This is a genomic window from Solimicrobium silvestre, from assembly GCF_002976435.1.
GTDB lineage: Bacteria > Pseudomonadota > Gammaproteobacteria > Burkholderiales > Burkholderiaceae_D > Solimicrobium > Solimicrobium silvestre.
Genome location: NZ_PUGF01000014.1, coordinates 86667 through 110345, shown reverse-complemented (window position 1 = coordinate 110345; position 23679 = coordinate 86667). Strand labels below are relative to the sequence as shown.

Below are 23679 nucleotides of genomic sequence, written 5' to 3'. Positions count from 1 at the left end.
TATGCGTCTGATCGCCATCGTCCTTGCCGCCCTGTTATTGCTCATCCAGTACCCACTCTGGCTTGGCAAGGGCGGCTGGTTGCGGGTGTGGGATATGGAGCACCAAGTGGATGTTGCCCACATCAAAATTCAAGAACTCAAAACCCGTAACGCCAAATTAGAATCGGAAGTAAACGATTTAAAAGAAGGTACTGACGCGGTAGAAGAACGCGCCCGTTTTGAATTGGGTATGCTCAAAAAGGGCGAAGTGTTTATTCAGATTTTAGATGCACCGAAAAAATCTGAGTAGTCGCTTTCATTAAATCGGGTTAACCCAATTCTCAATGGTTATGCCCGGATAGCTGGAAAAATCCCGCTCATTGTTGGTCACCAATATCACGCCAAGTGATGTAGCGTGCGCCGCAATTAATTTATCCAGATGATCTTTTTTACGCTCCTGCGTGGCTTTTCTAATTGGGCCATAAGCGGTTGCTGCTGCAATATCAAAAGGCATGACAGGGATATCTTCAATTAATTCAGAAAGGTTGCGGCGCTCCTGCGTGCTATTTGGTGATGCGCTAATACCATATTCCAGTTCAGCAAATGTGATGGCAGAAATTACCACGTCGCCTACGTAGCATTGTGCAAAGCGTCTGGCGACCTGTTCTGGTTGGTTTTTCATTAGATAGATGCAGATATTTGTGTCGAGCATGTAACGCGCCATTACAAATCCTCGCGTTCAGATTGTTCCTGTTCTTCACGCCCATTAATCATAAAATCTGATTCAAACCTGGCGAATTTTTGAAGCACACCTGTGAGTGAGCGGCGCGCTGGGCGAATGCGCAGTTCATCGCCTATACGTTCAATTTCCAGTTCAATGTCAGTGCGTTCGTAAGCTAATTCTGCTGGTACGCGAACTGCTTGTGAATTTCCATTTCGGAAAATTTTGGTTAGATGCATTTGATTTCACTCCTTTTAATGCGCGTGAATATACTATACTCCTGATATGTAGATACATGTGTGTATTGTTTATATTGTAATTTATTGCAAACAAAATGACCAACCACAGCCCAGCGGAAGAGCTTTTCTTTGAGGGTAACCAATGCATGCAATCTGGTGATTTGCATGGGGCGGAGCAGTGTTTTCGGCAAGCCATTGCAATGCAGCCTGGGTTTGGTGAGGCGTTGGCGAATTTGGGACATTTGCGTTCTAAGGCCGGTGATACTCAAGCAGCAGAATCCTTTTATCGGCAAGCGTTAGCGGCACGACCTGCATTGGAAGAGGCGTATTTGATGTTGGGCGTTTTGCTCATGAATCAAAAACGCTTTAGCGAATCTGAACAACTATATCGGTACTATCTACAACATAATCCCCAGTCACCCGCAGCATGGTCAAATTTAGGCGTGCTACTGGCTTGTTTAAAGCGTGAAACTGAAGCGGAGCAGTGTTATCGTACGGCGCTTAGCATGGATAACAATTTTAAAAAAGCCAGCTTTAACCTGAGCTATATTTTGCTTCGCCAGGAACGCTGGGAAGAAGGTTGGCGGTGCTTGGAAGACCGCTGGCCTTATCCGGTGTTAGCCGGCCATTTTACTTGCCCACGTTGGTGCGGCGAAGTGCTGCAAGACAAATCTATCATCATCGGTTTTGAGATGGGGCATGGCGATATGATTTTTTACTGCCGCTATATTTCCGAATTAAAAAAGCGCGGAGCCAGTCGTATTTCCCTCATTTGCCATCCCGGTTTAACTCAATTATTTAAAACCTTATCTGGCGTTGATGAAGTTTTTTCATTCAACGACGTGGTGCCCGCTTCCGGCTGGGATTATTGGACGCCGCCGATGAGTTTGCCGCATTATTGCCAAACTAGTGCAGGCAATTTTCCTACACCGATTCCTTATTTACATGCCGAGGCTGCTAAGATCGCATATTGGAAAAACGTGTTGCCTAATGATGGATTACGGGTTGGCTTGGTTTGGAAGGGACTGGCTTTATTTGAAAACGATGCGGACCGATCAATTCAATCGTTGAAAGTGCTGGAGCCACTAGGTGCAGTAGCGGGAGTACACTTTATTAGTTTGCAAAAAGGGCAGGGCGAAGACGAGGCGTTAAACCCACCTGCTGGACTCGCATTGCAAGCATTAGGTGCGCAACTCAATGATTTTGCAGATACCGCTGCCGTAATTCGCTGTCTGGATTTGGTGATTAGCGTCGATACCGCCGTTGCGCATTTAGCTGGCGCAATGGGCGTGCCTTGTTGGCTACTGCTGCCAGATTATCGACCGGATTGGCGTTGGCTGACCGAGCGTACCGACACGCCTTGGTATCCGCAGCAGATGCGATTATTTCGGCAGTCTACGGAAGGTGGTTGGGCGTCGGTAATTGATATGGTGTCAGCAGCTTTGGAGGAGTGGCAAGTGAGTAAGCAGCTTTAATAAGTAACTGTCATAAGCAATCTGTTAATGGGGCGACTTGGGCAGAAAAATTACAGATTTTTTGTTCAGGAATGCGGAAAATGGGCAGTTTTTATATACCCCATCTATTTTTTGAAAATTTTAACGTATCTAATAGCTTTCCGATCAGTAAAAATCATACTTTTTGACAGTATATATAAAGGCCAAAGTATTTATTTCCTGTAAATACATTTTATGAAATTGCATGCAGTAGTATGTTAAAAATAGTTATTCAATTAAATTAATAATTAATTTTTGATCTAAATCAGTCAAAATCACCTTCAAACCAAACTCAATATTCCCTAATGCTCGCCAGGGTGAGATAATCACGCCTTTGTTATCAAGACACCGGATAGAATTTTGCGTATTTTGTTGAAGCATCACTTATCGTCGGTACTTATTTGCTGGTTCGCCCTGGCATTACCCGCGGCGGCTGAACCTAAAATCGCAAGTAGCGCGGTGCAACTTGAAGAATTAACCAGCTCCGAAGTGCGCGACCGGTTAGCCGCAGGTTCTGTTAATAACCCTATTAACACGATTTTGATACCGATAGGTGCCACCGAGCAAACCGGGCCTTACGTCGCATTAGGCAAGCATAATTTTCGTGCCAAATCGTTAGCGGATCAGATTGCTCAAAAATTGGGTAATGCGCTGGTGGCACCGGTCATTGCGTATGTGCCGGAAGGTTCCATCAATCCCCCCGTTGCACACATGCGATTTGCCGGCACCATTTCTATTCCGGATGCTGCATTTGACGCCGTGCTTGAAGGCACTGCACGTAGTTTTAAACAGCACGGTTTTCGTTACATTGTTTTTTTAGGCGACCACGGCGGGTATAAGAAAAACCTGGAACGGGTCGCGCAAAAGTTGAATCAGGAATGGGCTAAAGACCCGAGTAGCCGGGTTATTTTTCTATCGGAATATTACCGGTTGAGTTCAGCTGGTTTTGATGCAATTTTAAAAAAACGTGGCTTTACCGATGTGGAAATTGGTACGCATGCCGGATTGGCCGATACAGCATTAACGATGGCTATTGATAAAAATTTGGTACGTAGCGATGCTATGATACATAACCCGAAACCGACTGAGCATGATGGCGTGTACGGCGATCCGCGCCGCGCAACTGCTGAATTAGGCCAGTTAGGTGTACAACTAATTGTAGATGGTTCTGTCGCAGCAATTCGCGCTGCTACTAGTGGACACTAAGATCCATAACCTGAAGATGAACCGCAATGAATACTATTAAGTTCTATTTATAAAGAAGCACAATGAAAAAAATATCTCTATTTGGCTTAACCTTGTTTGCGACAGCGGCTATTTTTGCTGCTCCAGAGGCCAGCACTCCTAACGTTGCTACGGCACCTGCCATTAAATCGATTGTGACCGTCCCCGGTATGCCGCCGGTCATCAACCCGCAAAATATATACAGCGAAAACGGCGCTAATATGTTTAACCCGGTCGTCAAAGACGATTTGCCGCGCATTTATGTACCGAATCTTCGCTCTAACGACGTTACCGTAATTGACCCAGCTAGCTTGAAAGTGGTGGACAGGTTTAAGGTCGGTTATTCTCCTCAACATATTGTTCCATCCTGGGATTTACGTACCTTGTGGGTGGCGAATAATGCCGAAGGTCGTAAAGATGGGAGCTTGACGCCGATCGATCCGCGCACCGGCAAACCGGGCAAAGCGTTGCCGGTGGATGACCCTTACAATCTGTATTTTTCACCGGATGGTAAATCCGCAATCGTCGTCGCTGAAGCTATGCACCGCTTAGATTTCCGTGATCCGCAAACCATGAAATTGCAATACGCAATTGACGTGCCGCAATGTAAAGGTATCAATCATGCTGACTTTTCTATTGATGGAAAATATGCGCTGTTTACCTGCGAATTTGAAGGCAGCATTGCCAAAATTGATCTGGTCAATCGCAGCGTGGTCGGTTACTTAAAATTGACCATGCCTAGTACCCGTTTCAAAGCAGTTCCAACTTCCACCGGCCCAATTAATCCGGCTGATACAGAAATTTGTAGCTCTAAAAAAGGCATGCCGCAAGACATCCGCAGCTCGCCTGATGGCAAGCGTTTTTACGTCGCGGATATGGAGGCAGATGGCGTGCATATTATTGATGGAGACGCGTTTACCAAAATCGGTTTTATTGCCACTGGTGTTGCTGCACACGGAATTTATCCAAGTCGCGATGGCAAACAATTTTACGTTTCCAACCGCGGCTCACATCAAATTCACGGCAAACCACGTGGTAAAGGTAGTGTAACCGTGATTGATTTCGCCAGCGAAAAAATTGTCGCGCAATGGCCTATTCCTGGTGGCGGTAGTCCGGACATGGGTAATGTCAGCGCTAACGGAAAAGAGTTATGGTTGTCAGGTCGCTTTGATGACGAAGTTTACCGGTTCGACACCAGCAATGGACAAGTGACTAAAATCGCGGTTGGCAAAGAGCCGCACGGTTTAACAGTCTGGCCGCAACCGGGTCGCTATTCATTGGGACATACCGGAAATCTGCGCTGAGTTAGCGCAGTTACGCAGTTACGCAGTTATTTAGGTGTAGGCTCAGTTAGTCACGCAGAAGCACCAATCTGTCGTGACTTAATCTGCACGCCGTCTACACCATCTTCAACTTCATATCCTAAAGCATGAATCTGGGCGCGCAATTGATCCGCTAGCGCCCAGTTTTTCTCAGCTCGGGCTTGCCAGCGACGTTGCGCCAGCTCGCGCACTTCCTCAGAAATTATCTCTGGTTTCCATTCGCTAAGGCCTAAACCCAGTACCGCATCAAATTGATTCATGGTGGCTTTTTTTATGGCGTCTGGTAGCTTGGATTTGAGTAGTTCCCACATAATCGCCAGTGCTTTAGGCAGATTTAAATCAAGGTTTACTTCAGCCTGAAAGCGCTGCAAAAAATCGGCATTGGCTTGTGTCGCAGGTGGCCATGAATAGTAATGCTCACGCATTCGTTGCAAGGCAGTTTGTGCTGCAAGCAAAGCATCCCAGCTGAAATTTAACTGACTACGATAATGAGCAGTGAGACATAAATAGCGGTATGCCAAAGGATCGATATTCTGTTCTGCCAAGGTTTGCAGGCGTAAAAAATCGCCACTCGATTTGGACATCTTGCCCGCATCAATTTGCAGAAAATAACCGTGCAACCAAAAGTTAGCCAGCCGCGTGCCGTAGCAAGCCTGAGATTGTGCAATTTCATTGGTGTGATGAATCGGAATATGGTCTTCACCGCCGCAATGAATATCAAACCACGGCTCCAGATATTTGGCCGACATTGCGGAGCATTCACTATGCCAACCAGGAAAGCCGCGCCCCCAGGGGCTATCCCATTCCATTTGCCGTGTTTCATTAGCGGGCGAAAATTTCCAGAGTGCGAAGTCAGTGGCGCTTTTTTTATCGCCGATTGCTACCCGTTTTCCGGCTTCCTGCTCATCGCGTTTAATGCGTGCCAAAAAGCCATAATCATCCTGTTTTGATGTATCGAAATACACGCCGTCGCTGGTAGTGTAGGTATAACCTTTTTGCTCCATTGTAGCGATGCAGTCAATTTGTTCGGCGATATGATCCGTGGCTTTGCACCAGATTTGTGGCTCCAACATATTCAGCGCGCGCAAGTCGTGCTTGAACGCGATGGTAAATCGATCGGCAATATCCCAAGCCGATTCACCCGCTTTGCGGCTGCCTTTTTCCATCTTGTCTTCGCCATCATCGGCGTCGGAAACGAGATGTCCGACATCGGTAATATTCACCACGTGCCGAACGGTATAGCCGTTCATTTCCAGCGCACGGCGTAACAAATCTTCAAATAAATAAGTACGCAAATTACCGATGTGCGCATAGTCATACACTGTCGGGCCGCAGCAATACAGACCAACCCAATCGGCACGCAAAGGTTGAAAAGGGCGCAACTTGCGCTCCCAATTATCGTAGAGATGTAGTGGTGTCATGGAAAAACGGAATAGAATTTAACGGTGTTGCGCTTTACAGCAGCAACGCAATACAGCGCATTGCCTTAGCGGGCAATAGACGGGTGGCAGCAGCGACAACAGCGGAAGAGGAGTTTAGACATGGTGGCATGTGAGGGTTTAGGGCGCTAATTTATCACAATCTGACAAAGTTAATCTAGCGTTTCATTGAGTAACTGGTAATAATTGAGAATAAGTAATGTTTTGTCACTAGAGTTGGTAAGGCCGGCGGCTTGATCCACTCCAAGGACAGGTCGATAATGATCAGCAAAGCCTTTGGAGCTGGGGCATAATGCGGTTTCCTTTAAAATTTTCTTATTTTTATGCCGCTCAGACAATGAGACGCCAGCCCGCTGGTGCGTTGAAGAGTAACGGCAAGAATTGAGTCATTATGCAAGCCACTACAATTATTGAATTTGAACGTCCGCAAATGGAGCTGGGTTCCAGCTGTACCAGCGAAGCGTGGGCAAGAGTGCCGGATGCCCCATCCGCACAAGAAAAGATCGAGTTAAAAGACAAGATCCGGCGTTTGCTTAAAGAGCAGCAAGCGGTGCTGGTTGCACATTACTATGTCGATGCAGAGTTACAAGAGTTAGCCGAAGAAACCGGAGGTTGTGTGTCGGATTCGCTGGAAATGGCGCGCTTTGGGCGTGACCACGCAGCGCAGACTCTGGTGGTTGCCGGAGTGCGCTTTATGGGCGAAACCGCCAAAATTCTCAGCCCGCAAAAACGTATTTTAATGCCTGATTTAGACGCAACCTGTTCGCTCGACCTGGGATGCCCTGCTGACGAATTTGCCGCATTTTGCGATGCACATCCTGACCGCACCGTGGTTGTGTATGCCAATACCAGCGCGGCGGTGAAAGCACGCGCTGACTGGATGGTGACTTCTTCCATCGGTTTGGATATCGTTGCGCACTTACATGCGCAAGGTAAAAAAATTCTGTGGGCGCCGGACAAACATTTGGGCGATTATATCCAGAAGCAAACCGGTGCCGACATGTTGTTGTGGCAGGGCTCTTGTTTGGTACACGATGAATTTAAAGGTGTTGAACTGGAATTGCTGCGCGAGGAATATCCTGATGCCAAAATTCTTGTGCATCCTGAATCACCTGCCGCAGTGGTGGCGTTAGCTGATGTAGTTGGCTCCACTTCACAGCTGATTAATGCGGTAAAAACTTTGCCAGCGACTACATTTATCGTCGCAACGGACAACGGAATTCTGTACAAAATGCAGCAAGCCGCGCCGCATAAAAAACTCATCATTGCCCCAACTGCTGGCAACAGCGCTACTTGCAAGAGTTGCGCCCATTGTCCGTGGATGGCAATGAATGGTTTGCGCAATTTGGCTGCGGTGCTGGAAAGTGGCAGCAATGAAGTTATTGTGGATACCGAGATCGGTACAGCAGCGCATTTATGCATAGATCGCATGTTGCAATTCGCTGCTGATAAAAAAGCCAATGTGCGTCCAAGTAGCGATTTGGCGGCAGAACAAAAATTGTTTCAAGGAATAGGCCCAGCATAATGACTTCATCTAATTTATTAACTAATTCATCAACTAATTTATCAAACCCGTTTGCCCCGTTTGACGCAGCCTTGGCCGCCGCTTTTGAAGCGAATATACAGACGGCTTTAGCAGAAGACATCGGCAGCGGTGATCTGACTGGACTCTTGGTTCCCGATGCCGCATGGGTGGAAGCTCGAGTGCTGGTACGTGAAGCGGCAGTGTTATGCGGTGCACCTTGGTTTGAAGCCGTTATGTTGCGTTGCCATCCAGAGGTTCGCATTCATTGGCATTACGCCGAAGGCGATTTAATGCGGGCTGACAGTCAGGTATGTCAGATTCACGCACCGGCCCGTGCCTTGTTGACTGCAGAACGTAGCGCACTCAACTTTTTGCAATTGCTTTCAGGCGTCGCAAGCGCAACGCGGCGCTATGTGAATTTGGTGGAAGGTTGCAAAGCTGCGATTTTAGATACACGTAAAACTGTGCCAGGAATGCGTTTGGCGCAAAAATACGCGGTGCGCGTTGGTGGTGGTCAAAACCAGCGCTTGGCGTTGTATGACGGCATTTTAATTAAAGAAAACCACATCGCTGCTGCTGGCGGTATTACTCAGGCCATGGCAGCAGCTAAGGCCTTGAACGCAGGCGTGACGATACAGGTGGAAGTAGAAAGCATTGCGGAATTGGATGAAGCGTTAGTTGCTGGCGCCGTGTCAATTCTGCTGGATAATTTTGATCTGGCGACGATGCGCGAAGCGGTAGTGATGAGTGCTGGCCGAGCTGTGCTGGAAGCCTCTGGCGGTATTAATGTCAGCAGCGTGCGTGCCATTGCTGAAACCGGCGTGGATCGTATTTCTATCGGCAGTTTGACTAAAGATATTCAGGCAATCGATTTTTCTTTGCGGGTCATTGCGTCGTAACGATATAAGTTATTATGCTAGCCCTGCATTGCAATAATGCAGGGCGTTTATTTAGATTAAACCGCCGCCATTCTTTGTTTATTTTGCTGATATGCGCGCCAAAGCCCTTCCGCTGAATACAAAATCAGCGCACTCCATATAATCACAAATCCCGCCAACCTCGCTCCATTGAATGGCTCATGGAACAGCCAAACGCCAAGCAATAATTGTATTGAAGGTGCGATATATTGTAAAAGCCCTAAAGTAGACATCGGAATCAGTCGCGCACCAGCGGCAAATAACAATAAGGGAATCGCTGTTATCGGGCCTGCTGCCAACAATAGCCAGGTTGTTGTGCTATCAATGGCTAATGTAGTTGTAAACGTGCTGGCTCCCTGGCTGCTTAGGTAAGTTACATAAGCCAAGGCGCATGGAAATAAAATAATTGTCTCAAGAGACAACCCTTCTAAAGCGCCTAGCGCAGCGGTTTTGCGCAATAAACCGTAGATGCCAAAGGAAATGGCTAATGCCAGGCTAATCCACGGCATGTGACCACTTTGCAGTGCTAACCAGCTCACTCCGCAGCCAGCAATGCCAACCGCTAGCCATTGTATTGGGCGTAACCGTTCTTTCAATAGAATAAATCCCAGCAATACATTGACGATCGGGTTGATAAAATAGCCCAAGCTGGAGTCGATCACGTGACCATTATTGACCGCCCAAATATAGATAAACCAATTGCATGAGAGCAGTAGCGCGCTAGCGATAAATCCGCCTAAAACTTTGGGGCGTTTTATTACATTCGGGATCCAGGCCCATTGCGTACGACAGGCGATGATTAGCAAAAGAAAGGGCATTGCCCAAAGAATGCGATGTGCCAAAATCTCCATCGGCGCAACATTGGAGATCGATTTGAAATACAGCGGAAATAAGCCCCAAACCGAATAGGAGCAAGCCGCCATGATGATGCCTTTGCGCATGGACATAATTTTATGTGGTGCAATGTTGCAGAAGGACGCGAGTTTAACGTATTACGTTAATTTTTGCTGAAGATGAGAATTTAAAGCGAGGATGTTTTGACTAGTCAGTAGTGGCTCGTTGCAAACCATTAGACGAAAAAAAGCCGACCCGAAGGTCGGCTTTTTCTTAGTAACGAATTACTTAGATGCAGCTGGAGCAGCAGCAGCTGGTGCAGAAGCAGCAGCGTCAGCAGCAACAGGAGCTGAAGCAGCAGCGTCAGCAGCAACTGGAGCAGCAGCAGGAGCTGAAGCAGCAGCTGGTGCAGTTACTTCAACAGCTGGTGCTGGTGCAGGAGCAGCTTCTTCTTTTTTGCCGCATGCAGCTAAAGCGATTGCTAACAGGGAAACTAAAATAAGTGATTTTTTCATTTGTGAACTTTCAGTATAAAGATCAATAAAAGGCAGATCGAAATTTGCGATGAATAATTACCGGTAATTATCGCTCAATAGGCTTTTTCTCTAACCCCAACCAGCCTAAACCGGTTGAAACTATCGAAAGTTTCCTAGGCACGTATTATAGTGATGTTTTTGTGAATGTGACAGTATTTGGTGTTGTTTTCCGTATGTTTTCTCTAAAAAAGCCAATTATTTATGTTGAATTCAAAATAATCACCCATTTCTTGGAAGAAAAGCGCCAAATCTTGATATTTTGTACGGCTGGTACAGTAAAACGCAATGTCACTAAGTTGTCACAAACAGCTATTTTCTTAGCGGCCAGGCGATTGTAAATTTATCCATCCATCCTCATACCACAGGCATAAAGTCTCTTGCATATCAATGGAAGCAGTGGCTAACAATGCGCCATCTAAGCTGCGTGTATCCGCTAATTGAGTGAGTAATGTTTTATCAACGCCACTAACACCGAATGATTCACCGTTCATGAAAATATTTTTACCGCGATACAACATTCGTGACTTAAGCGCCAACTGAATGCCGCGTTGTTTGGCGGCTATTAAAAACCTAACGGGCGTGAGCGGTTTTTTGGGTTGATCAAAAAACACCGAATGTTTGGGTGTGGATAAGTACTCACCCATAAAGACGGTGATATCTTCACTGGTAAATTCCACTTTTCTTATTTCTTGCGCTACTTTTTCAAGCATTTCTTTGCTGAGCTCGGCCGGATGCTTACCGGGTTTAAGATCTGGATCAGCGTAACGGCCCGGCAAATCGATTGAATCGGACATGAATTGTAAAAATGCTTCGCCTAATTCCTGGTAAGCCGGTGCGCGGAAACCAATTGAATAGGTCATGCATGGCCCAAGCGCAATACCGTCATGTGCATATTGGGGCGGCAAATACAGCATGTCGCCGGGTTCCAGTACAAATTCTTGCTCTGGCGTGAAGTTGCTCAGAATTTTGAGGGGCATGCCATCAATTAAATCCAAATTTTTTTGCGCGCTGATTTTCCAGCGTCGTTGCCCATGCGCCTGTAATAAAAATACATCGTAAGAATCAAAATGTGGGCCAACGCCGCCGCCTTCGCTGGCATAGCTAATCATTAAATCATCTAAGCGTGCATCGGGTAGGAAGTTGAATTGGCGCAACAGTGCATCGGCTGCTTGGTGATGTAAGTTAACGCCTTGCACCAATAAGCTCCATTCTTTCTTTTTGATATCGGGCAAAGCCGTGAATGGGCCATTTTCCATTTTCCATTGCTGTTTAAAATGGCTAACCAACCGCGATTCGACTTCTTCCTGTGCCGCTAAGCCGATTAATTCGGCCGCTTCGATGGGAGCCTTAAAGTTTGGAATTGCCTGACGAATTAATAACGGTTTTTTGTGCCAGTAGTCGCGTAAAAATTCAGTCGGCGTGATATTGCCTAGTAGTGTAAGTTTTTTCATGGGGGTATTATATGTATAGCGCAACGAATTGACTATAGGACTTACGTAAAATCGCCCCAGCAGCGTTACGCCTCCTTGCCGTACTTATGTACTGGCTGCGTCGGCGCGCCTTGCTGGAACAATTTTACGTAAGTCCCAAACTAGTTAGGTATAATCCCACCGCAATAATATGTGGATTAATTGAAAGGAAGTTGTATGAAAATCGGCAGAAATACGGTGGTGACCGTTGAATATACCCTCTCTGACGCGCAAGGTAATGTGATTGAGGAAGGCAATGATCCAATGATTTATTTGCATGGTGGTTATGAAAATACCTTGCCAAAAATCGAAGAAGCGTTGGAAGGTCAGCAATCCGGCTACAAGACAGAAATTCAATTAGATCCTGATGATGCTTTTGGTGAGTACGATGCTGAATTGGTTAAAGTAGAGCCACGCAACCGCCTGCCTAGTCCATTAGAAGTTGGAATGCAGTTTGAAGGAGTTCCTGATTCAGAGGATGACAACGAAGACGAACTGATTTTTACCGTTACCGATATCGCTGACGATAAGGTTGTTTTGGATGGTAACCATCCATTAGCCGGTATCGCGCTACGTTTTAGTTTGCACGTCACTGAAGTGCGTGCGGCAACCGAAGATGAAATCAAGCACGAACATGTGCATGACAGTTATGGTCATCATGAAGATGATGACGATGAAGATGATGCTGGTGGTTTGGGTGATGAATATCGTACGCATTCGATTCATTAAGCCAAATCGTATTGAGAAAAAACCGCATTGTTATGCGGTTTTTTTTGCTCTGGCAAGCATCTTTGCAAACTGATGGTTTTTAATGAATTAACTTACCACTACTTTATTGCGTAATGATTGGCAGTGATACTGATTGCCTCGCTTGGTCTTAGTGAATACCTTTAGTTCACATCAGTTGATCGGGCTAACTTTACGTAAAGGAAGTCATTATGTTTTTACTGAATATCAGTTACATCAAATCGTTGGACCAAGTTGAGCCGCAAATGAAAGCGCATGGTGAATGGGTTATGCGTTATCTGAATGAAGGAATTTTTCTTTTTGGCGGCCCTAAAAAAAGCGGGATGGGTGGCGTGATTGGTGTAAAAAGTATTGAGAAGCAACAACTGATGAGCATCTTGGCTGAAGACAGTTTTGTGCAGGCGGACGTCGCAGAATATCAAATTATGGATTTTAATTGCAAATTAGCCGATGTAAAACTTGAATCACTAAAGCTGGCTTGATGAGCAATTAACGTGTATTTGTCCCATAAAAAAACGCTCATTTTGAACTGCACCCCAAAAGTTGGACATCCGTCCAAACTTTTGGGATGTTTTCATGAGTAAATACACAAAGCAATTCAAACTGACCGTAGTCAAACGGTATCTTGATAGTTCAATGGGTTATGTAGCCGTTGCGCAACAATATGGAATTGATCGCTCATTCGTACAGAAATGGTCAAAGCAGTACGCGCTACACGGCGAAGCGGGGCTGGATAAAAAATTCAGTCATTACAACGCAGAGTTCAAACTATCTGTACTTCAATCTATGTGGGATAAGCAGCTTTCCTACCGTGAGACGGCGATCTTGTTTGATATTCGCAATTTGAACATTCTCAGCAATTGGGAACGCAGTTATCATAGCGAGGGCATTCAAGCCCTAACCCCACGTACCCGAGGACGCCCCAAAGCCATGTCGCCCCCAAAAAAAGTTCAGCCACAACCTGCCAAAACAGATGAGAGCCGCAGCCGCGAAGAATTGCTGGAAGAAGTGAATTATCTGCGTATGGAGAATGCCTATTTAAAAAAGTTGAAAGCCTTAGTTCAGGAGCAGGCACTGGAAGCGTCACTCAAAAAGCGCAAGTAGTCCAGGAACTAAGGCAGAACTATCCCATTGCTGGTTTACTTAAGATTGCGGGAATAGCTCGCAGTACGTTTTACTATCAACAAAAAGCGTTGATGGTGAAGGATAAGTATGCCGACTTGAAGAAGCACATCCGCACAATTTACGCGCGCCATAAGGGGCGTTATGGGTATCGTCGTATCACGGCGAGCATCAAGCAATTGGGTGTCAATGTGAACCATAAAACAGTACAGCGGTTGATGGCAGAATTAGGTTTGAAATCATTGGTCAGAATCAAAAAATACCGTTCCTACAAAGGTAGTGTCGGTCGTATCGCACCAAATCTATTGCAGCGCCAGTTTGTCGCTGCAAATGCGAATCAGAAATGGGTGACGGATGTCACGGAATTTAATGTGGCAGGAGAAAAGCTTTATTTGTCTCCCATTTTGGATTTGTACAATGGCGAAATCATTGCCTATGAGACGTCCCGCAGACCCGTGTTCAAGATGGTGAGCGACATGCTCAAGAAAGCATGGGTTAAGCTCAAACCGGACGATAAACCCATGCTGCATTCAGACCAAGGCTGGCAATATCAAATGTCGGCTTACCAACGGATACTGGAGCAACGCCAAGTTGTACAGAGTATGTCGCGTAAAGAAAATTGCCTGGATAACGCGGCAATGGAAAGCTTCTTTGGAGTGTTGAAGTCAGAATATTACTATCTGAATAAATTTAAAAGCGTTGAAGAGCTTGAGAAGGGACTGGCCAACTATATTCGCTACTATAATTACGACCGCATTAAACTGAAATTAAAAGGGCTGAGTCCTGTGCAATACAGAAATCAGCCCTCGGTAGCCTAGCAATTAATCTGTCCAACTAAATGGGGTCAGTTCAATTAAGTGGTTTTTAGCACTCCAACTAAAGCAAAAAATTATTCGGTCGGCGTCACATAATCCAGAGTAACTAGGCTTTTCCGAAAATAACAAACTGCACTAAAAAATACGTAACTGAAAGCACTAATAAACCCGCCATAATTTTATTGAATACGCTGTAATTACCATTCAATAATGCCGATGCCTTGCTACCCATAATGACCCATCCAAGAATGGAGAGGAAGCAGACAATAAAAAAAATCGCTCCAAAAATAGATAAGTACAGAGTGTAATTTGAACTGTTTGCTACATAGATGGAAATAGCAGAAATCGAGACTATCCACGCTTTTGGATTGAGCCACTGAGCGACAGCGCCACTGATAAAGCGTGGTGCAGGTATTGTCGTTAATTCTGACTTACTTGGCTTGGAGGTCGCCAGTTGATACGACAGATACAGCATATATATGGAGCCAGCAATGGCCAGGGAATTGGAAATCGTTTTGTTCGATGCAAGCGTATGTCCAATGCCGATTCCAACACCTAACAAAATGGCGACAAAACCGATTGTGGCACCCAAGACAAAACCATAGCTTCGTTTTATTCCAAACTCCGCGCCGGACATCGCTGCGACAATGTTGACGGGGCCTGGAGAAGCGGACGTTGCAAATGCAAAACTTGACATTGAAAGCACTACGGTTAGAAATTCATTCATTAATATTCCAATTGTTAAGTGTGCAAAATGGGGATGGGTCTCTATCAAATAATGATAAATTTGTATGTGTGCATCGATAACTATAATTATTCGATGTCATGATCAAAAACCTCGCCATTACCGTCAAAGTAAAATTTTTTATGTAAGTCAACGGCATAATAGCGTTTAGGTTGAATTGTGCCATCGAGATCATATCCAGCATAATCCTCCCAGTACCCCAGTTTATTTTCCCTGGTTATTTTAATTTCTGAAACGGACTTGACGCATTTGTATAGAAACAAACCAAAATCAAGAAATCGAAGCGGAAAGCCTTGTTCTGATTTTAAAATTTCGCCGTCAACTTCATAAGCGAGGATTGCATTCCGTTTTAACGCCGATGATAAATGAACGGTCGAATCGTAGACGCCTTTGTCAGTAGGATGGCTAATTTGTTTCATGAATAACTTATCATCGTTTTTATCAACGCCAGCGAGTGCTAATACGTCACTCAGAAGTACGCCCTCCCAGTGTCTTTTTATACTCCATAGACATACGCACACGCTTCTTCTGTGAAAATAGGATTTGGGGAGTTTTAAAATGTCGTCATAACTTATTGATAGTTCATTACTGACTTCTCCAGATATTTTTAATTTCCAATTTTTTAAATTGATATCTGAAGGACCTTCTTGGAAATAGCGTAGGGAAGAAGGTTTTTTTTCAATATTTGGAGTCGTTTTTTTGTGCATATTTCACTCTTAAGTCGGATGCATAGGTTGAAACATTGGAAAAATTTAAGTCAGTGTCAGCAGCATGTCGGTATATGACGAGGAGCTGTCTAATTTCGAATTGTTTGTGTAATGATGTTTTTGTTATTCCATGTTAATTACACAGCGAAAACCAACGATATTGTCGCGAATGGTCGGTGCATAATAATCTCTGCTGGTTGATCTAAGATATTCGTCGTCATGCAAACCTGAGCCACCTCTGACGATATGTGCCTTGGTTTCTTTTGTCAGGAATATTGGATTTTTCTTTTCTATATCCCAGCCATAATTTTCACTATGATTGTCGAGACACCATTCTCCGACATTACCTGCGACATCCCAGCAGCCACAATGGGATCGTGAATGTAAAAAATGATCGACATTGGTGCTTCGACGTTCTAAATCAGTTGGCTCACAACCTTCGGCATAATTAGCCTTTAACAGGGTAGGAGTGTCGTCACCCCATGGGTAAATATTGACACCTCCACTTGCCATGTACTCCCATTGAGCCTCGGTCGGAAGTGTTTTATTTTCGAACCGGGAAAATGCTAGCGCCTCCCACCAAGACACACCAGTTACAGGTTGGTTTGGTTGATTCCAGTTGGTATTGCACCAATAAAGAGGTTTTGAAATTTTTTTTGAGTGTATGAAATCCCATCCATCATCAGTCCAATATTGCCTGTTTTTATAACCTTGGCTTTCGATAAATTTCTTGTACCGAGTATTCGTTACTGGGAAAAGATCAATGTAGTAGCCAGACAAATTAACCTGTCGCACAGGGCGTTCATTTTTGTATTTGTCACTGCCCATCTTGAATGCGATGGGGGAAATTTTTACCATGTTAATTGTCATGACCTCTTACCTCATCAGTGGAAATTTCCCAGTAATTTTGTTTACATATATCTTTTCGCCGTACATTAATAATCCATGAAATACAATGTCGGAAGTTTTCTTGTTACGTATATTCGTTTCGTAGGCCGTGTAATCTTTAGTACTTAATGCTGAACAGTTAAAAACGATGGCTAGGGTGGTATCTTCATCTGCGAGAATTTTGGCTGCTTTTATGGCATCTGTATGTGTTTCTAAAATGGGTACCGGAATTGTAGTGATACCTATATATATATTATTGTCAGCGTCGATCAAATCAGCACCAACAATTTCTGGATGTATCTTCCCAAGACTCATACAGAGAACGGCAGAGATATTGGCTTTTAATCCGAGTGGCAGATCTTTATTTACAATAATTACGCATTTTTTCATTGTTGAACCTTTTTAGTAAATGCAGTCCATAACATTTGAATATCCACCTCGTGCGATTGAAGTACTAATCCCTCTTTTTCACATGCTATTTTTGTCGTTAAGCAAGCATCAACTTCTCCCTTAGCAACCATCTTTGCAGCTAAACTTGTTGATGCTGCATCTAATACATTAAATTGATGATTGGGCAAAAGTTTGGCAATTAAATGTTTGGGAGCATGATGACTAGCTATATGTAAAATCCGTTCACGATTAAGTTCAGTGAGATCAACGCCAGTTTTTGTCGCGATGCCATACGGAGGCGTATTGAAGAAGAAGGACAGTAATGGATTAGTTCTATCGGAAATATAAAATTCGTTTATCCGTTTATAGGCATTAGCCACTAACATTAGTGAGTGTTGAGACGAGAAAATAAAATGTTCTGCATCCTCATATGTATCGAATAACTTGATTTTTGGCTTGCTCCGCATTTTTGTTCCAAAAAAGAGAGCAGTGTTTTCGCTACTTGTGCCTGTCGGCCCTAACGTTGCAATAACATTGTATGCATCTAGATTTCCGCTATAGTCGCTGGCTTTTGCTATGGATTTATAAAACATAATCATTAAGCTTTCATGGTTATTAAATAAATTAAAACTCTGAAAATATAGATGTTGTGCTAACTTTAAATCAGGTATCCGTCGAAGTTGGAATGTAGGTGATTGATGAGTAGCAAAATGAGCATTGCCAAATAATCAAATCAAAGTATATATTAAAAAAGTAGATAAATAGATATTAATATTTAAAATATACTTATTTGAATTGAAGGAGATATCTATCTATTGATGTATTTATTTACATCAACTTTTAGAATGATAGGTAAGGCTGGAATTGTTAATGTTGGCATGACAAGCGCACAACGCAGTAAAAGTGTCTCGATTATATTGAGATAAAATGCTGCACCAAATTATGTTTCCAAAAAGAAAAAACGCTCGAATTTGAGCGTTTTTTATTAATGGTTAATCATGCAAACTTACTCAGTCGGCGGCACATAACCCACAGCAGCATCCGCGCCATCACCGAAGAAATGTTTCTCCATTTGCGTAGCTAAATATTTACGTGCTCTGACATCGGCCAGGTTTAAACGGTTTTCATTAACCAGCATGGTCTGATGCTTGAGCCAGGCAGCCCAGGCTTCTTTGCTAACGCTTTCGTAAATCTTTTTACCTAACTCGCCCGGGTAAGGTGGAAAGTCCAGGCCTTCGGCTTCTTTGTTTAATTTGATACATTGAATCATGCGACTCATGGTGACTCCAGTGACAGTTACAGTTGTTTAATTAAGACGATAGATTTGCGCTGCCAGTTATACATGCGTTGTCTATCTTTGGGCAAGTCGTCTACCGTCGCAGTGACGAAGCCGCGTTTTAAAAACCAGTGCGCGGTACGGGTAGTTAGTACAAATAATTTTGAAAATCCGGCGCGGCGGGCGCGTTTTTCCATGTGTTTTAAAATTCGTTCGCCATCGCCCTGGCTTTGCACATCGGGGTTCACCGTTAAGCAGGCCATTTCTGCCATGCCGTCGGCGGGGAATGCATATAAAGCAGCGCAGCCGAAAATAACATTGTCATGCTCAATAACGGAGAAGTTATTAATCTCGCGCTCGATCAATTCACGGCCACGTTTTACCAAGGTGCCATCGGCTTCCAATGGTTCGATCAAATTAATAATACCGCCGATGTCGTCAATGGTTGCTTCGCGCAGGCTTTCCAGGTTTTCGTAGGTAATCATGGTGCCTACGCCGTCATGGGTAAATAGTTCTAGCAGGGCGGAGCCGTCCAGGTTAAACGGCACAATGTGTACCCGTGGTACGCCTGCGTTGGTGGCTTTTACGCCGTGCTCTAAATAGAACGAGCTGTCGGTCGGTAAATAATTGGCGGCTAATTCGGCTTTTGCTTGTTGCGATGATAATTCACGCAATTCATCGCCGTCTTGGTCGCACAACATCGGCGTTTCGGTGATAAATATTAACTTATCGGCATTTAATGAGGTGGCAGCAGATACTGCAACATCTTCCATCGTTACATTAAATGCTTCGCCAGTCGGTGAAAAACCGAGTGGTGATAACAACACTAGGTTGCCGGTATCCAGAATGCGGTGGATGGTATCGTAGGCGATTTTACGGGTCATACCGGTTAGGCCGTAGTCGATTCCGTTGACGATACCGATTGGGCGGGCGGTGACAAAATTGCCAGAAATGATGCGAATCTCTGAGTGCGCCATCGGCGTATTAGGTAAGCCTTGACTAAATGCGGCTTCAATATCCAACCTTAATTCGCCTGCGGCTTCTTTGGAACATTCCAGCGCGGCGGTATCGGTGATGCGGATGCCATTATGAAAACGGCCTTCCACATTACGTAATGCTAATTGTTCGGCCACTTGCGGGCGTGAGCCGTGCACAATTACAATTTTAATACCGAGCGCGTGCAGCAGCGATAAATCTTCGGCTAAAAAGGGTAGGACGCCAGCCACCACCAGCTCGCCCGGAAAGGCGACCACGAAGGTCTTGCCACGAAAGGCGTGGATGTAGGGCGCGACCGAGCGCAGCCATTGTACGAATTGTTCAGCATTTTCCATGTGCAGAATTATAGGGTAATTTTTATCTGCGGTGATAAGTCAGTAGTTAAAACAATCTATAATTTAGCCCCTATGACAATACCAACCAAACCAGCGCAACGCTCGCCAGCCAAACCACCTGTTAAATCTGAGCCGCCATTCCGTAATCCTCTGCCGCCCATCACTTTCCCTGAAGAATTGCCGGTGTCAGGCAAGCGGGATGAAATTGCCCGCGCCATTCGTGATAATCAAGTCATCATTTTATGCGGCGAAACCGGTTCCGGTAAAACCACCCAGTTACCTAAAATTTGCCTGGAATTAGGGCGAGGCACAGCCGGTTTGATCGGCCACACGCAACCGCGCCGGATTGCGGCATCGTCGACCGCCAAACGTCTGGCGCAAGAATTGGGCTCGGAATTGGGCGTGCATGTCGGTTTTAAAGTGCGATTTACCGATACCTTATCCAAAGGCGCTTCCATCAAACTGATGACTGATGGGATTTTGTTGGCAGAAACACAGGGCGACCCGTTACTTAAACAATACGACACCATCATCATTGATGAGGCGCATGAACGTAGTTTAAATATTGATTTCCTGCTCGGTTATTTAAAGCAGCTGCTGCCCAAGCGTCCTGATTTAAAAGTCATTATCACCTCGGCGACGATTGATGCGAACCGGTTTGCCCAGCATTTCGGTAGCGAGAATAAACCTGCGCCGGTGCTGGAAATATCCGGTCGGCTGTATCCGGTAGAGTTGCGCTACCGTCCAGTGCAAGAGGGCGAAAAAGACAAAGACCGCGATTTGATGACCGCCATTACCGATGCGGTCGATGAATTATGCCGACTTGGTTCCGGCGATGTTTTGGTGTTTTTACCGGGTGAGCGTGAAATTCGCGATGCCGCCGAAGCCTTGCGCAAACATCATCCCGCGCATGTTGAGATTTTGCCGTTATTTGCCCGTTTGTCGGCGCAGGAACAAGAAAAAGTATTTAAAAGTACCAACGCCAGAAGAATCGTGTTGTCCACCAACGTGGCGGAAACGTCGCTTACCGTGCCGGGCATTCGCTTTGTGGTGGATACCGGATTGGCGCGGGTTAAGCGCTATAGCTACCGCAATAAAGTCGAACAATTGCAGGTTGAGCCGATTGCGCAATCAGCGGCAAATCAGCGTTCCGGCCGTTGCGGTCGGGTTGCTGCCGGTGTCTGTATTCGTTTATATGAAGAGCAGGACTTTAACGCGCGCTTGCCGTTTACTGAGCCGGAAATTCTGCGTTCATCGTTAGCTGCGGTTATTTTGCGGATGCGTTCGCTGCACTTGGGTGATGTGGAACGCTTCCCGTTTATTGAAGCACCGCAAGGGCGTGCGATTGCGGATGGCTATCAATTACTGCAAGAGCTTGGCGCTTTAGATGAAGAGAATAAATTAACCCCGCTTGGAGTTAAGCTTGCCAAATTGCCGCTAGATCCGCGCATCGGGCGCATGATTCTGGCGGCAGTGGAACAGCATAGTTTGGATGAGGTATTGATTATTGCGGCGGCCTTATCAGTGCAAGATCCGCGTGACCGGCCAATGGAGGCGCAAGCGGCGGCAGACTTGGCGCACAAAAAATTTGCCGATGAAAAATCCGAATTCGTCAGCTATTTAAAAATGTGGAGCTGGTTTGAAGATGCGATTTTGCATAAAAAATCGAATCGCTTATTGCAACAAAATTGCCGTGAAAATTTCCTGTCGCAATTGCGCTTGCGTGAATGGCGCGAAGTGCATTCGCAGCTGTTGACTATCGTTAAAGAGCAAGGCTGGCGCTTGAATGAAACGCCCGCCACGTATGAGCAATTGCACACGTCGTTGTTGACTGGCTTGCTCGGCAATTTAGGTTTTAAAGGCGAAGAAGCTACCCAGTATTTGGGTGCGCGTGCGATTAAATTTAATATCTGGCCCGGTTCCAATTTAGTCAAAAAAGCCGGGCGCTGGATTATGGCCGCCGAGTTGGTTGATACCAGTCGTTTATATGCACGTTGTATTGCCCAGATTCAGCCGGAATGGCTGGAAAAAATCGGCGCGCATTTATTGAGGAAAAACGTCAGTGAACCGCGTTGGGAAAAGCGCGCCAATCAGGTTTCGGCCTTTGAACGAGCGACGTTGTACGGTTTGGTGGTGTACAGCCAGCGCCGAATTCAATACGGATTAACGCACCCGGAAGATGCACGAGAAATATTCATTCGCGATGCGTTGGTGGCCGGTGAGTTCGATACCCGTGCGCCATTTTTTGCGCACAATCAAAAACTGCTGCGCGAGATCGAAAATTTAGAGCATAAATCACGCCGCGTGGATGTGTTGGTGGACGATAGTTTAATTATTGCCTTCTACGACCAGCATATTCCGGCGGGAATTTTTAACGGAATTACTTTTGAAAAATGGCACAAAGAAGCCACCTTAAAAAATCCTAAATTACTGTATTTGCAGCGTGACGATTTAATGCGCCACGAAGCCGCTGGCGTAACCACCGACGTATTTCCTAAAGTGATGGCGCAAGCCGGTACGGATTTACAACTGAGTTACCATTTTGAGCCGGGCAGCCCGCGTGACGGCGTTACCTTGACCGTGCCTTTATTTGCATTGAACCAAATTACGATGGATCGTTGTGACTGGTTGGTGCCGGGCATGCTCAAAGAAAAAGTGCAGTTACTATTAAAATCGCTGCCGCAAAAAATCCGCCGCCATTGCGTGCCAATTCCTGATTACGCTGCCGGATTTTGTAGCCGTGCCAAGTTTGGCGAAGGCAATTTTTTAGAAGCATTAATGGCCGACATTCGTGACCAAACTGGATTACAAACCAAGCCGAGTGACTTTAAGTTTGAAACTATTCCGGCGCATCTGGTGATGAATTTTAAAATCATCGACGAGCATGGACGGCAGTTGGAAATGGGGCGTAATTTAGCTACTTTGCGGGTTGAATTGGGTGGCAGTGCGCGCGAGAGTTTTCAGAAGCTAGTGCAAGAGAAAAGTGCAGGTTTGCAGGCAACCACGACAACTAAGCCTGCAAGTGTCGACCCTAAATCAAACACTAAAACTGCTGAAGCTAGCGCGCCCGCAGGTGCAATTCAAAGTGATAACCTCACCGCGTGGACATTTGGCGAATTGCCTGAGTTGTTGGAAATTGCGCAGGGCAAGCAAACGTTAATCGGCTATCCGGCCTTGGTTGATAAAGCCAGTTGCTGCCAGTTGCAGGTATTTGATGATCCGGAAGTCGCCGCTAAAGTGCATCGCACCGGGTTAATACGTTTGTTTGCCTTGCAGCTGAAAGAACAGCTTAAATTTTTAGAAAAAAACATCCCCGGTTTGCAGCAGATGGGCATGCAGTTCATGAGTTTAGGTTCACAAGAAGAATTACGCACGCAAATTATTGAACTGGCGTTCGAGCGTGCTTTTTTACAGCAGCCTTTACCTAAAAATGCCGAACAATTCATGCAGCGTAAAGAAGAAGGGCGGCCGCGTTTAAATTTATTAGCCAATGAAATCGCTCGTTTGGCTGGTGTTATTTTGGCAGAATATTATAGTTTGCCGAAGAAGCTGCAAGGCATTAAATCGCCAGCGACTACCGACATGTTGGCGCAGTTACAAGCCTTAGTCGGCAAGCGCTTTATTCTGGAAACTCCGTACACGCAATTAGTGCATTACCCACGTTATTTAAAAGCGATTACGGTGCGCATGGATAAGATGCGTGCTGATCCGGCGCGAGATACAAGGCTAATGCAAGAATGGGCGGAAGCGGCTTCCGGTTGGCAGCGGACTAGTTCCCAAGCTAAAAGCAGCGACGTTAAGTTGCAGGAATATCGTTGGATGCTGGAAGAATTGCGTGTGTCTTTATTTGCGCAAGAATTAAAAACACCGATGCCGGTTTCAGCGAAGAGGTTACAGAAAGTTTGGGAGAGTTTGCAGCGCTAGATTGTGCCGGATGTACGACTAATTGGGCTAACCTAA

At 45.4% G+C, this 23679-nt stretch carries 24 protein-coding genes; 11 read left to right on the top strand and 13 right to left on the bottom strand.

What is annotated here, in order from left to right:
• The first annotated feature begins 1 nt into the window (after position 1).
• Complete coding sequence (gene ftsB, locus S2091_RS14975) at positions 2-289, top strand: cell division protein FtsB (protein ID WP_105532755.1); 288 nt, start codon at positions 2-4, stop codon at positions 287-289.
• 9 nt (positions 290-298) lie between these two features.
• Here ftsB and S2091_RS14970 read toward each other — a convergent pair whose 3' ends face one another.
• Together S2091_RS14970 and S2091_RS14965 are read right to left on the bottom strand one after the other, a co-directional pair.
• The gene (locus S2091_RS14970) at positions 299-703 is read right to left on the bottom strand and encodes a type II toxin-antitoxin system VapC family toxin (protein WP_105532754.1); all 405 of its coding nucleotides are present in this window, start codon (positions 701-703) and stop codon (positions 299-301) included.
• Positions 703-939, bottom strand: a complete 237-nt coding sequence (locus tag S2091_RS14965) for an antitoxin (RefSeq protein ID WP_105532753.1) — start codon at positions 937-939, stop codon at positions 703-705. The genes S2091_RS14970 and S2091_RS14965 overlap by 1 nt, the downstream gene beginning before the upstream one ends.
• A gap of 95 nt (positions 940-1034) precedes the next feature.
• On the opposite strand from S2091_RS14965, the gene S2091_RS14960 reads away from it, so the two are divergent.
• From S2091_RS14960 to S2091_RS14950, 3 genes are all read left to right on the top strand, one after another.
• Complete coding sequence (locus tag S2091_RS14960; protein WP_105532752.1) at positions 1035-2414, top strand: tetratricopeptide repeat protein; 1380 nt, start codon at positions 1035-1037, stop codon at positions 2412-2414.
• Between the two features lie 378 nt (positions 2415-2792).
• A complete protein-coding gene (locus S2091_RS14955) occupies positions 2793-3638 on the top strand; it encodes a creatininase family protein (RefSeq protein ID WP_243405438.1) in 846 nt (281 codons plus the stop codon).
• Between the two features lie 62 nt (positions 3639-3700).
• Positions 3701-4960: a YncE family protein gene (locus tag S2091_RS14950; protein ID WP_105532750.1), complete on the top strand. Its 1260-nt coding sequence runs from the start codon at positions 3701-3703 to the stop codon at positions 4958-4960.
• Positions 4961-5010: 50 nt separating this feature from the next.
• On the opposite strand, the gene cysS is transcribed toward S2091_RS14950, so the two are convergent.
• Positions 5011-6399, bottom strand: a complete 1389-nt coding sequence (gene cysS, locus S2091_RS14945) for a cysteine--tRNA ligase (protein WP_105532749.1) — start codon at positions 6397-6399, stop codon at positions 5011-5013.
• On the opposite strand from cysS, the gene S2091_RS24070 reads away from it, so the two are divergent.
• The 3 genes from S2091_RS24070 (at position 6393) to nadC (ending at position 8841) form a co-directional block, all read left to right on the top strand.
• The gene (locus tag S2091_RS24070) at positions 6393-6533 is read left to right on the top strand and encodes a hypothetical protein (RefSeq protein WP_165794999.1); all 141 of its coding nucleotides are present in this window, start codon (positions 6393-6395) and stop codon (positions 6531-6533) included. The genes cysS and S2091_RS24070 overlap by 7 nt on opposite strands.
• A 275-nt stretch (positions 6534-6808) precedes the next feature.
• Complete coding sequence (nadA, locus tag S2091_RS14940) at positions 6809-7942, top strand: quinolinate synthase NadA (protein ID WP_105532748.1); 1134 nt, start codon at positions 6809-6811, stop codon at positions 7940-7942.
• Positions 7942-8841, top strand: a complete 900-nt coding sequence (gene nadC / locus S2091_RS14935) for a carboxylating nicotinate-nucleotide diphosphorylase (RefSeq protein ID WP_105532747.1) — start codon at positions 7942-7944, stop codon at positions 8839-8841. Before nadA ends, nadC begins: the two co-directional genes overlap by 1 nt.
• 56 nt (positions 8842-8897) lie before the next feature.
• Here nadC and rarD read toward each other — a convergent pair whose 3' ends face one another.
• From rarD to S2091_RS14920, 3 genes are all read right to left on the bottom strand, one after another.
• Positions 8898-9800 (bottom strand): EamA family transporter RarD, encoded by a 903-nt coding sequence (gene rarD / locus S2091_RS14930; RefSeq protein ID WP_105532746.1) that lies wholly within the window; start codon positions 9798-9800, stop codon positions 8898-8900.
• A 177-nt stretch (positions 9801-9977) separates the two neighbouring features.
• Entirely contained in the window at positions 9978-10208 is a 231-nt protein-coding gene (locus S2091_RS14925) for a hypothetical protein (protein WP_105532745.1), read from the bottom strand.
• Between the two features lie 338 nt (positions 10209-10546).
• On the bottom strand, positions 10547-11680 hold the full coding sequence (locus tag S2091_RS14920) for a cupin domain-containing protein (protein ID WP_105532744.1): 1134 nt from the start codon (positions 11678-11680) through the stop codon (positions 10547-10549).
• Positions 11681-11875: 195 nt separating this feature from the next.
• On the opposite strand from S2091_RS14920, the gene S2091_RS14915 reads away from it, so the two are divergent.
• The 3 genes from S2091_RS14915 to S2091_RS14905 all read left to right on the top strand — a co-directional run bounded on the left by S2091_RS14915 (position 11876) and on the right by S2091_RS14905 (position 14385).
• The gene (locus tag S2091_RS14915; RefSeq protein WP_105532743.1) at positions 11876-12427 is read left to right on the top strand and encodes an FKBP-type peptidyl-prolyl cis-trans isomerase; all 552 of its coding nucleotides are present in this window, start codon (positions 11876-11878) and stop codon (positions 12425-12427) included.
• A 209-nt stretch (positions 12428-12636) separates the two neighbouring features.
• Complete coding sequence (locus S2091_RS14910; RefSeq protein ID WP_105532742.1) at positions 12637-12927, top strand: YciI family protein; 291 nt, start codon at positions 12637-12639, stop codon at positions 12925-12927.
• A 94-nt stretch (positions 12928-13021) separates the two neighbouring features.
• Positions 13022-14385, top strand: a protein-coding gene (locus tag S2091_RS14905; protein ID WP_423828244.1) for an IS3 family transposase whose coding sequence is annotated in 2 segments (ribosomal slippage) — positions 13022-13517 and positions 13517-14385 — 1365 coding nt in all. Because the reading frame shifts where the segments join, the coding sequence is not laid out codon by codon here.
• A 103-nt stretch (positions 14386-14488) separates the two neighbouring features.
• Here S2091_RS14905 and S2091_RS14900 read toward each other — a convergent pair.
• The 7 genes from S2091_RS14900 to argA all read right to left on the bottom strand — a co-directional run bounded on the left by S2091_RS14900 (position 14489) and on the right by argA (position 19719).
• Complete coding sequence (locus S2091_RS14900; RefSeq protein ID WP_105532741.1) at positions 14489-15109, bottom strand: LysE family translocator; 621 nt, start codon at positions 15107-15109, stop codon at positions 14489-14491.
• 86 nt (positions 15110-15195) lie between these two features.
• The gene (locus tag S2091_RS14895; protein ID WP_105532740.1) at positions 15196-15834 is read right to left on the bottom strand and encodes a molybdopterin-dependent oxidoreductase; all 639 of its coding nucleotides are present in this window, start codon (positions 15832-15834) and stop codon (positions 15196-15198) included.
• Positions 15835-15957: 123 nt separating this feature from the next.
• Positions 15958-16704 (bottom strand): formylglycine-generating enzyme family protein, encoded by a 747-nt coding sequence (locus S2091_RS14890; RefSeq protein WP_105532739.1) that lies wholly within the window; start codon positions 16702-16704, stop codon positions 15958-15960.
• A 6-nt stretch (positions 16705-16710) separates the two neighbouring features.
• On the bottom strand, positions 16711-17112 hold the full coding sequence (locus S2091_RS14885) for a DUF2000 domain-containing protein (protein WP_105532738.1): 402 nt from the start codon (positions 17110-17112) through the stop codon (positions 16711-16713).
• Entirely contained in the window at positions 17109-17711 is a 603-nt protein-coding gene (locus S2091_RS14880; RefSeq protein WP_105532737.1) for a bacilysin biosynthesis protein BacA, read from the bottom strand. The genes S2091_RS14885 and S2091_RS14880 overlap by 4 nt, the downstream gene beginning before the upstream one ends.
• A 407-nt stretch (positions 17712-18118) precedes the next feature.
• Positions 18119-18391, bottom strand: coding sequence for an oxidative damage protection protein (locus S2091_RS14875; RefSeq protein ID WP_105532736.1), 273 nt, complete (start codon positions 18389-18391; stop codon positions 18119-18121).
• 17 nt (positions 18392-18408) lie between these two features.
• On the bottom strand, positions 18409-19719 hold the full coding sequence (gene argA / locus S2091_RS14870; protein WP_105532735.1) for an amino-acid N-acetyltransferase: 1311 nt from the start codon (positions 19717-19719) through the stop codon (positions 18409-18411).
• 72 nt (positions 19720-19791) lie between these two features.
• Here argA and hrpA point away from each other — a divergent pair, with 72 nt between their 5' ends.
• Positions 19792-23643 carry an ATP-dependent RNA helicase HrpA gene (gene hrpA / locus S2091_RS14865; protein WP_105532734.1) on the top strand — a complete coding sequence of 1284 codons (3852 nt, stop codon included), beginning with the start codon at positions 19792-19794 and terminating at the stop codon, positions 23641-23643.
• Positions 23644-23679: the final 36 nt, after the last annotated feature.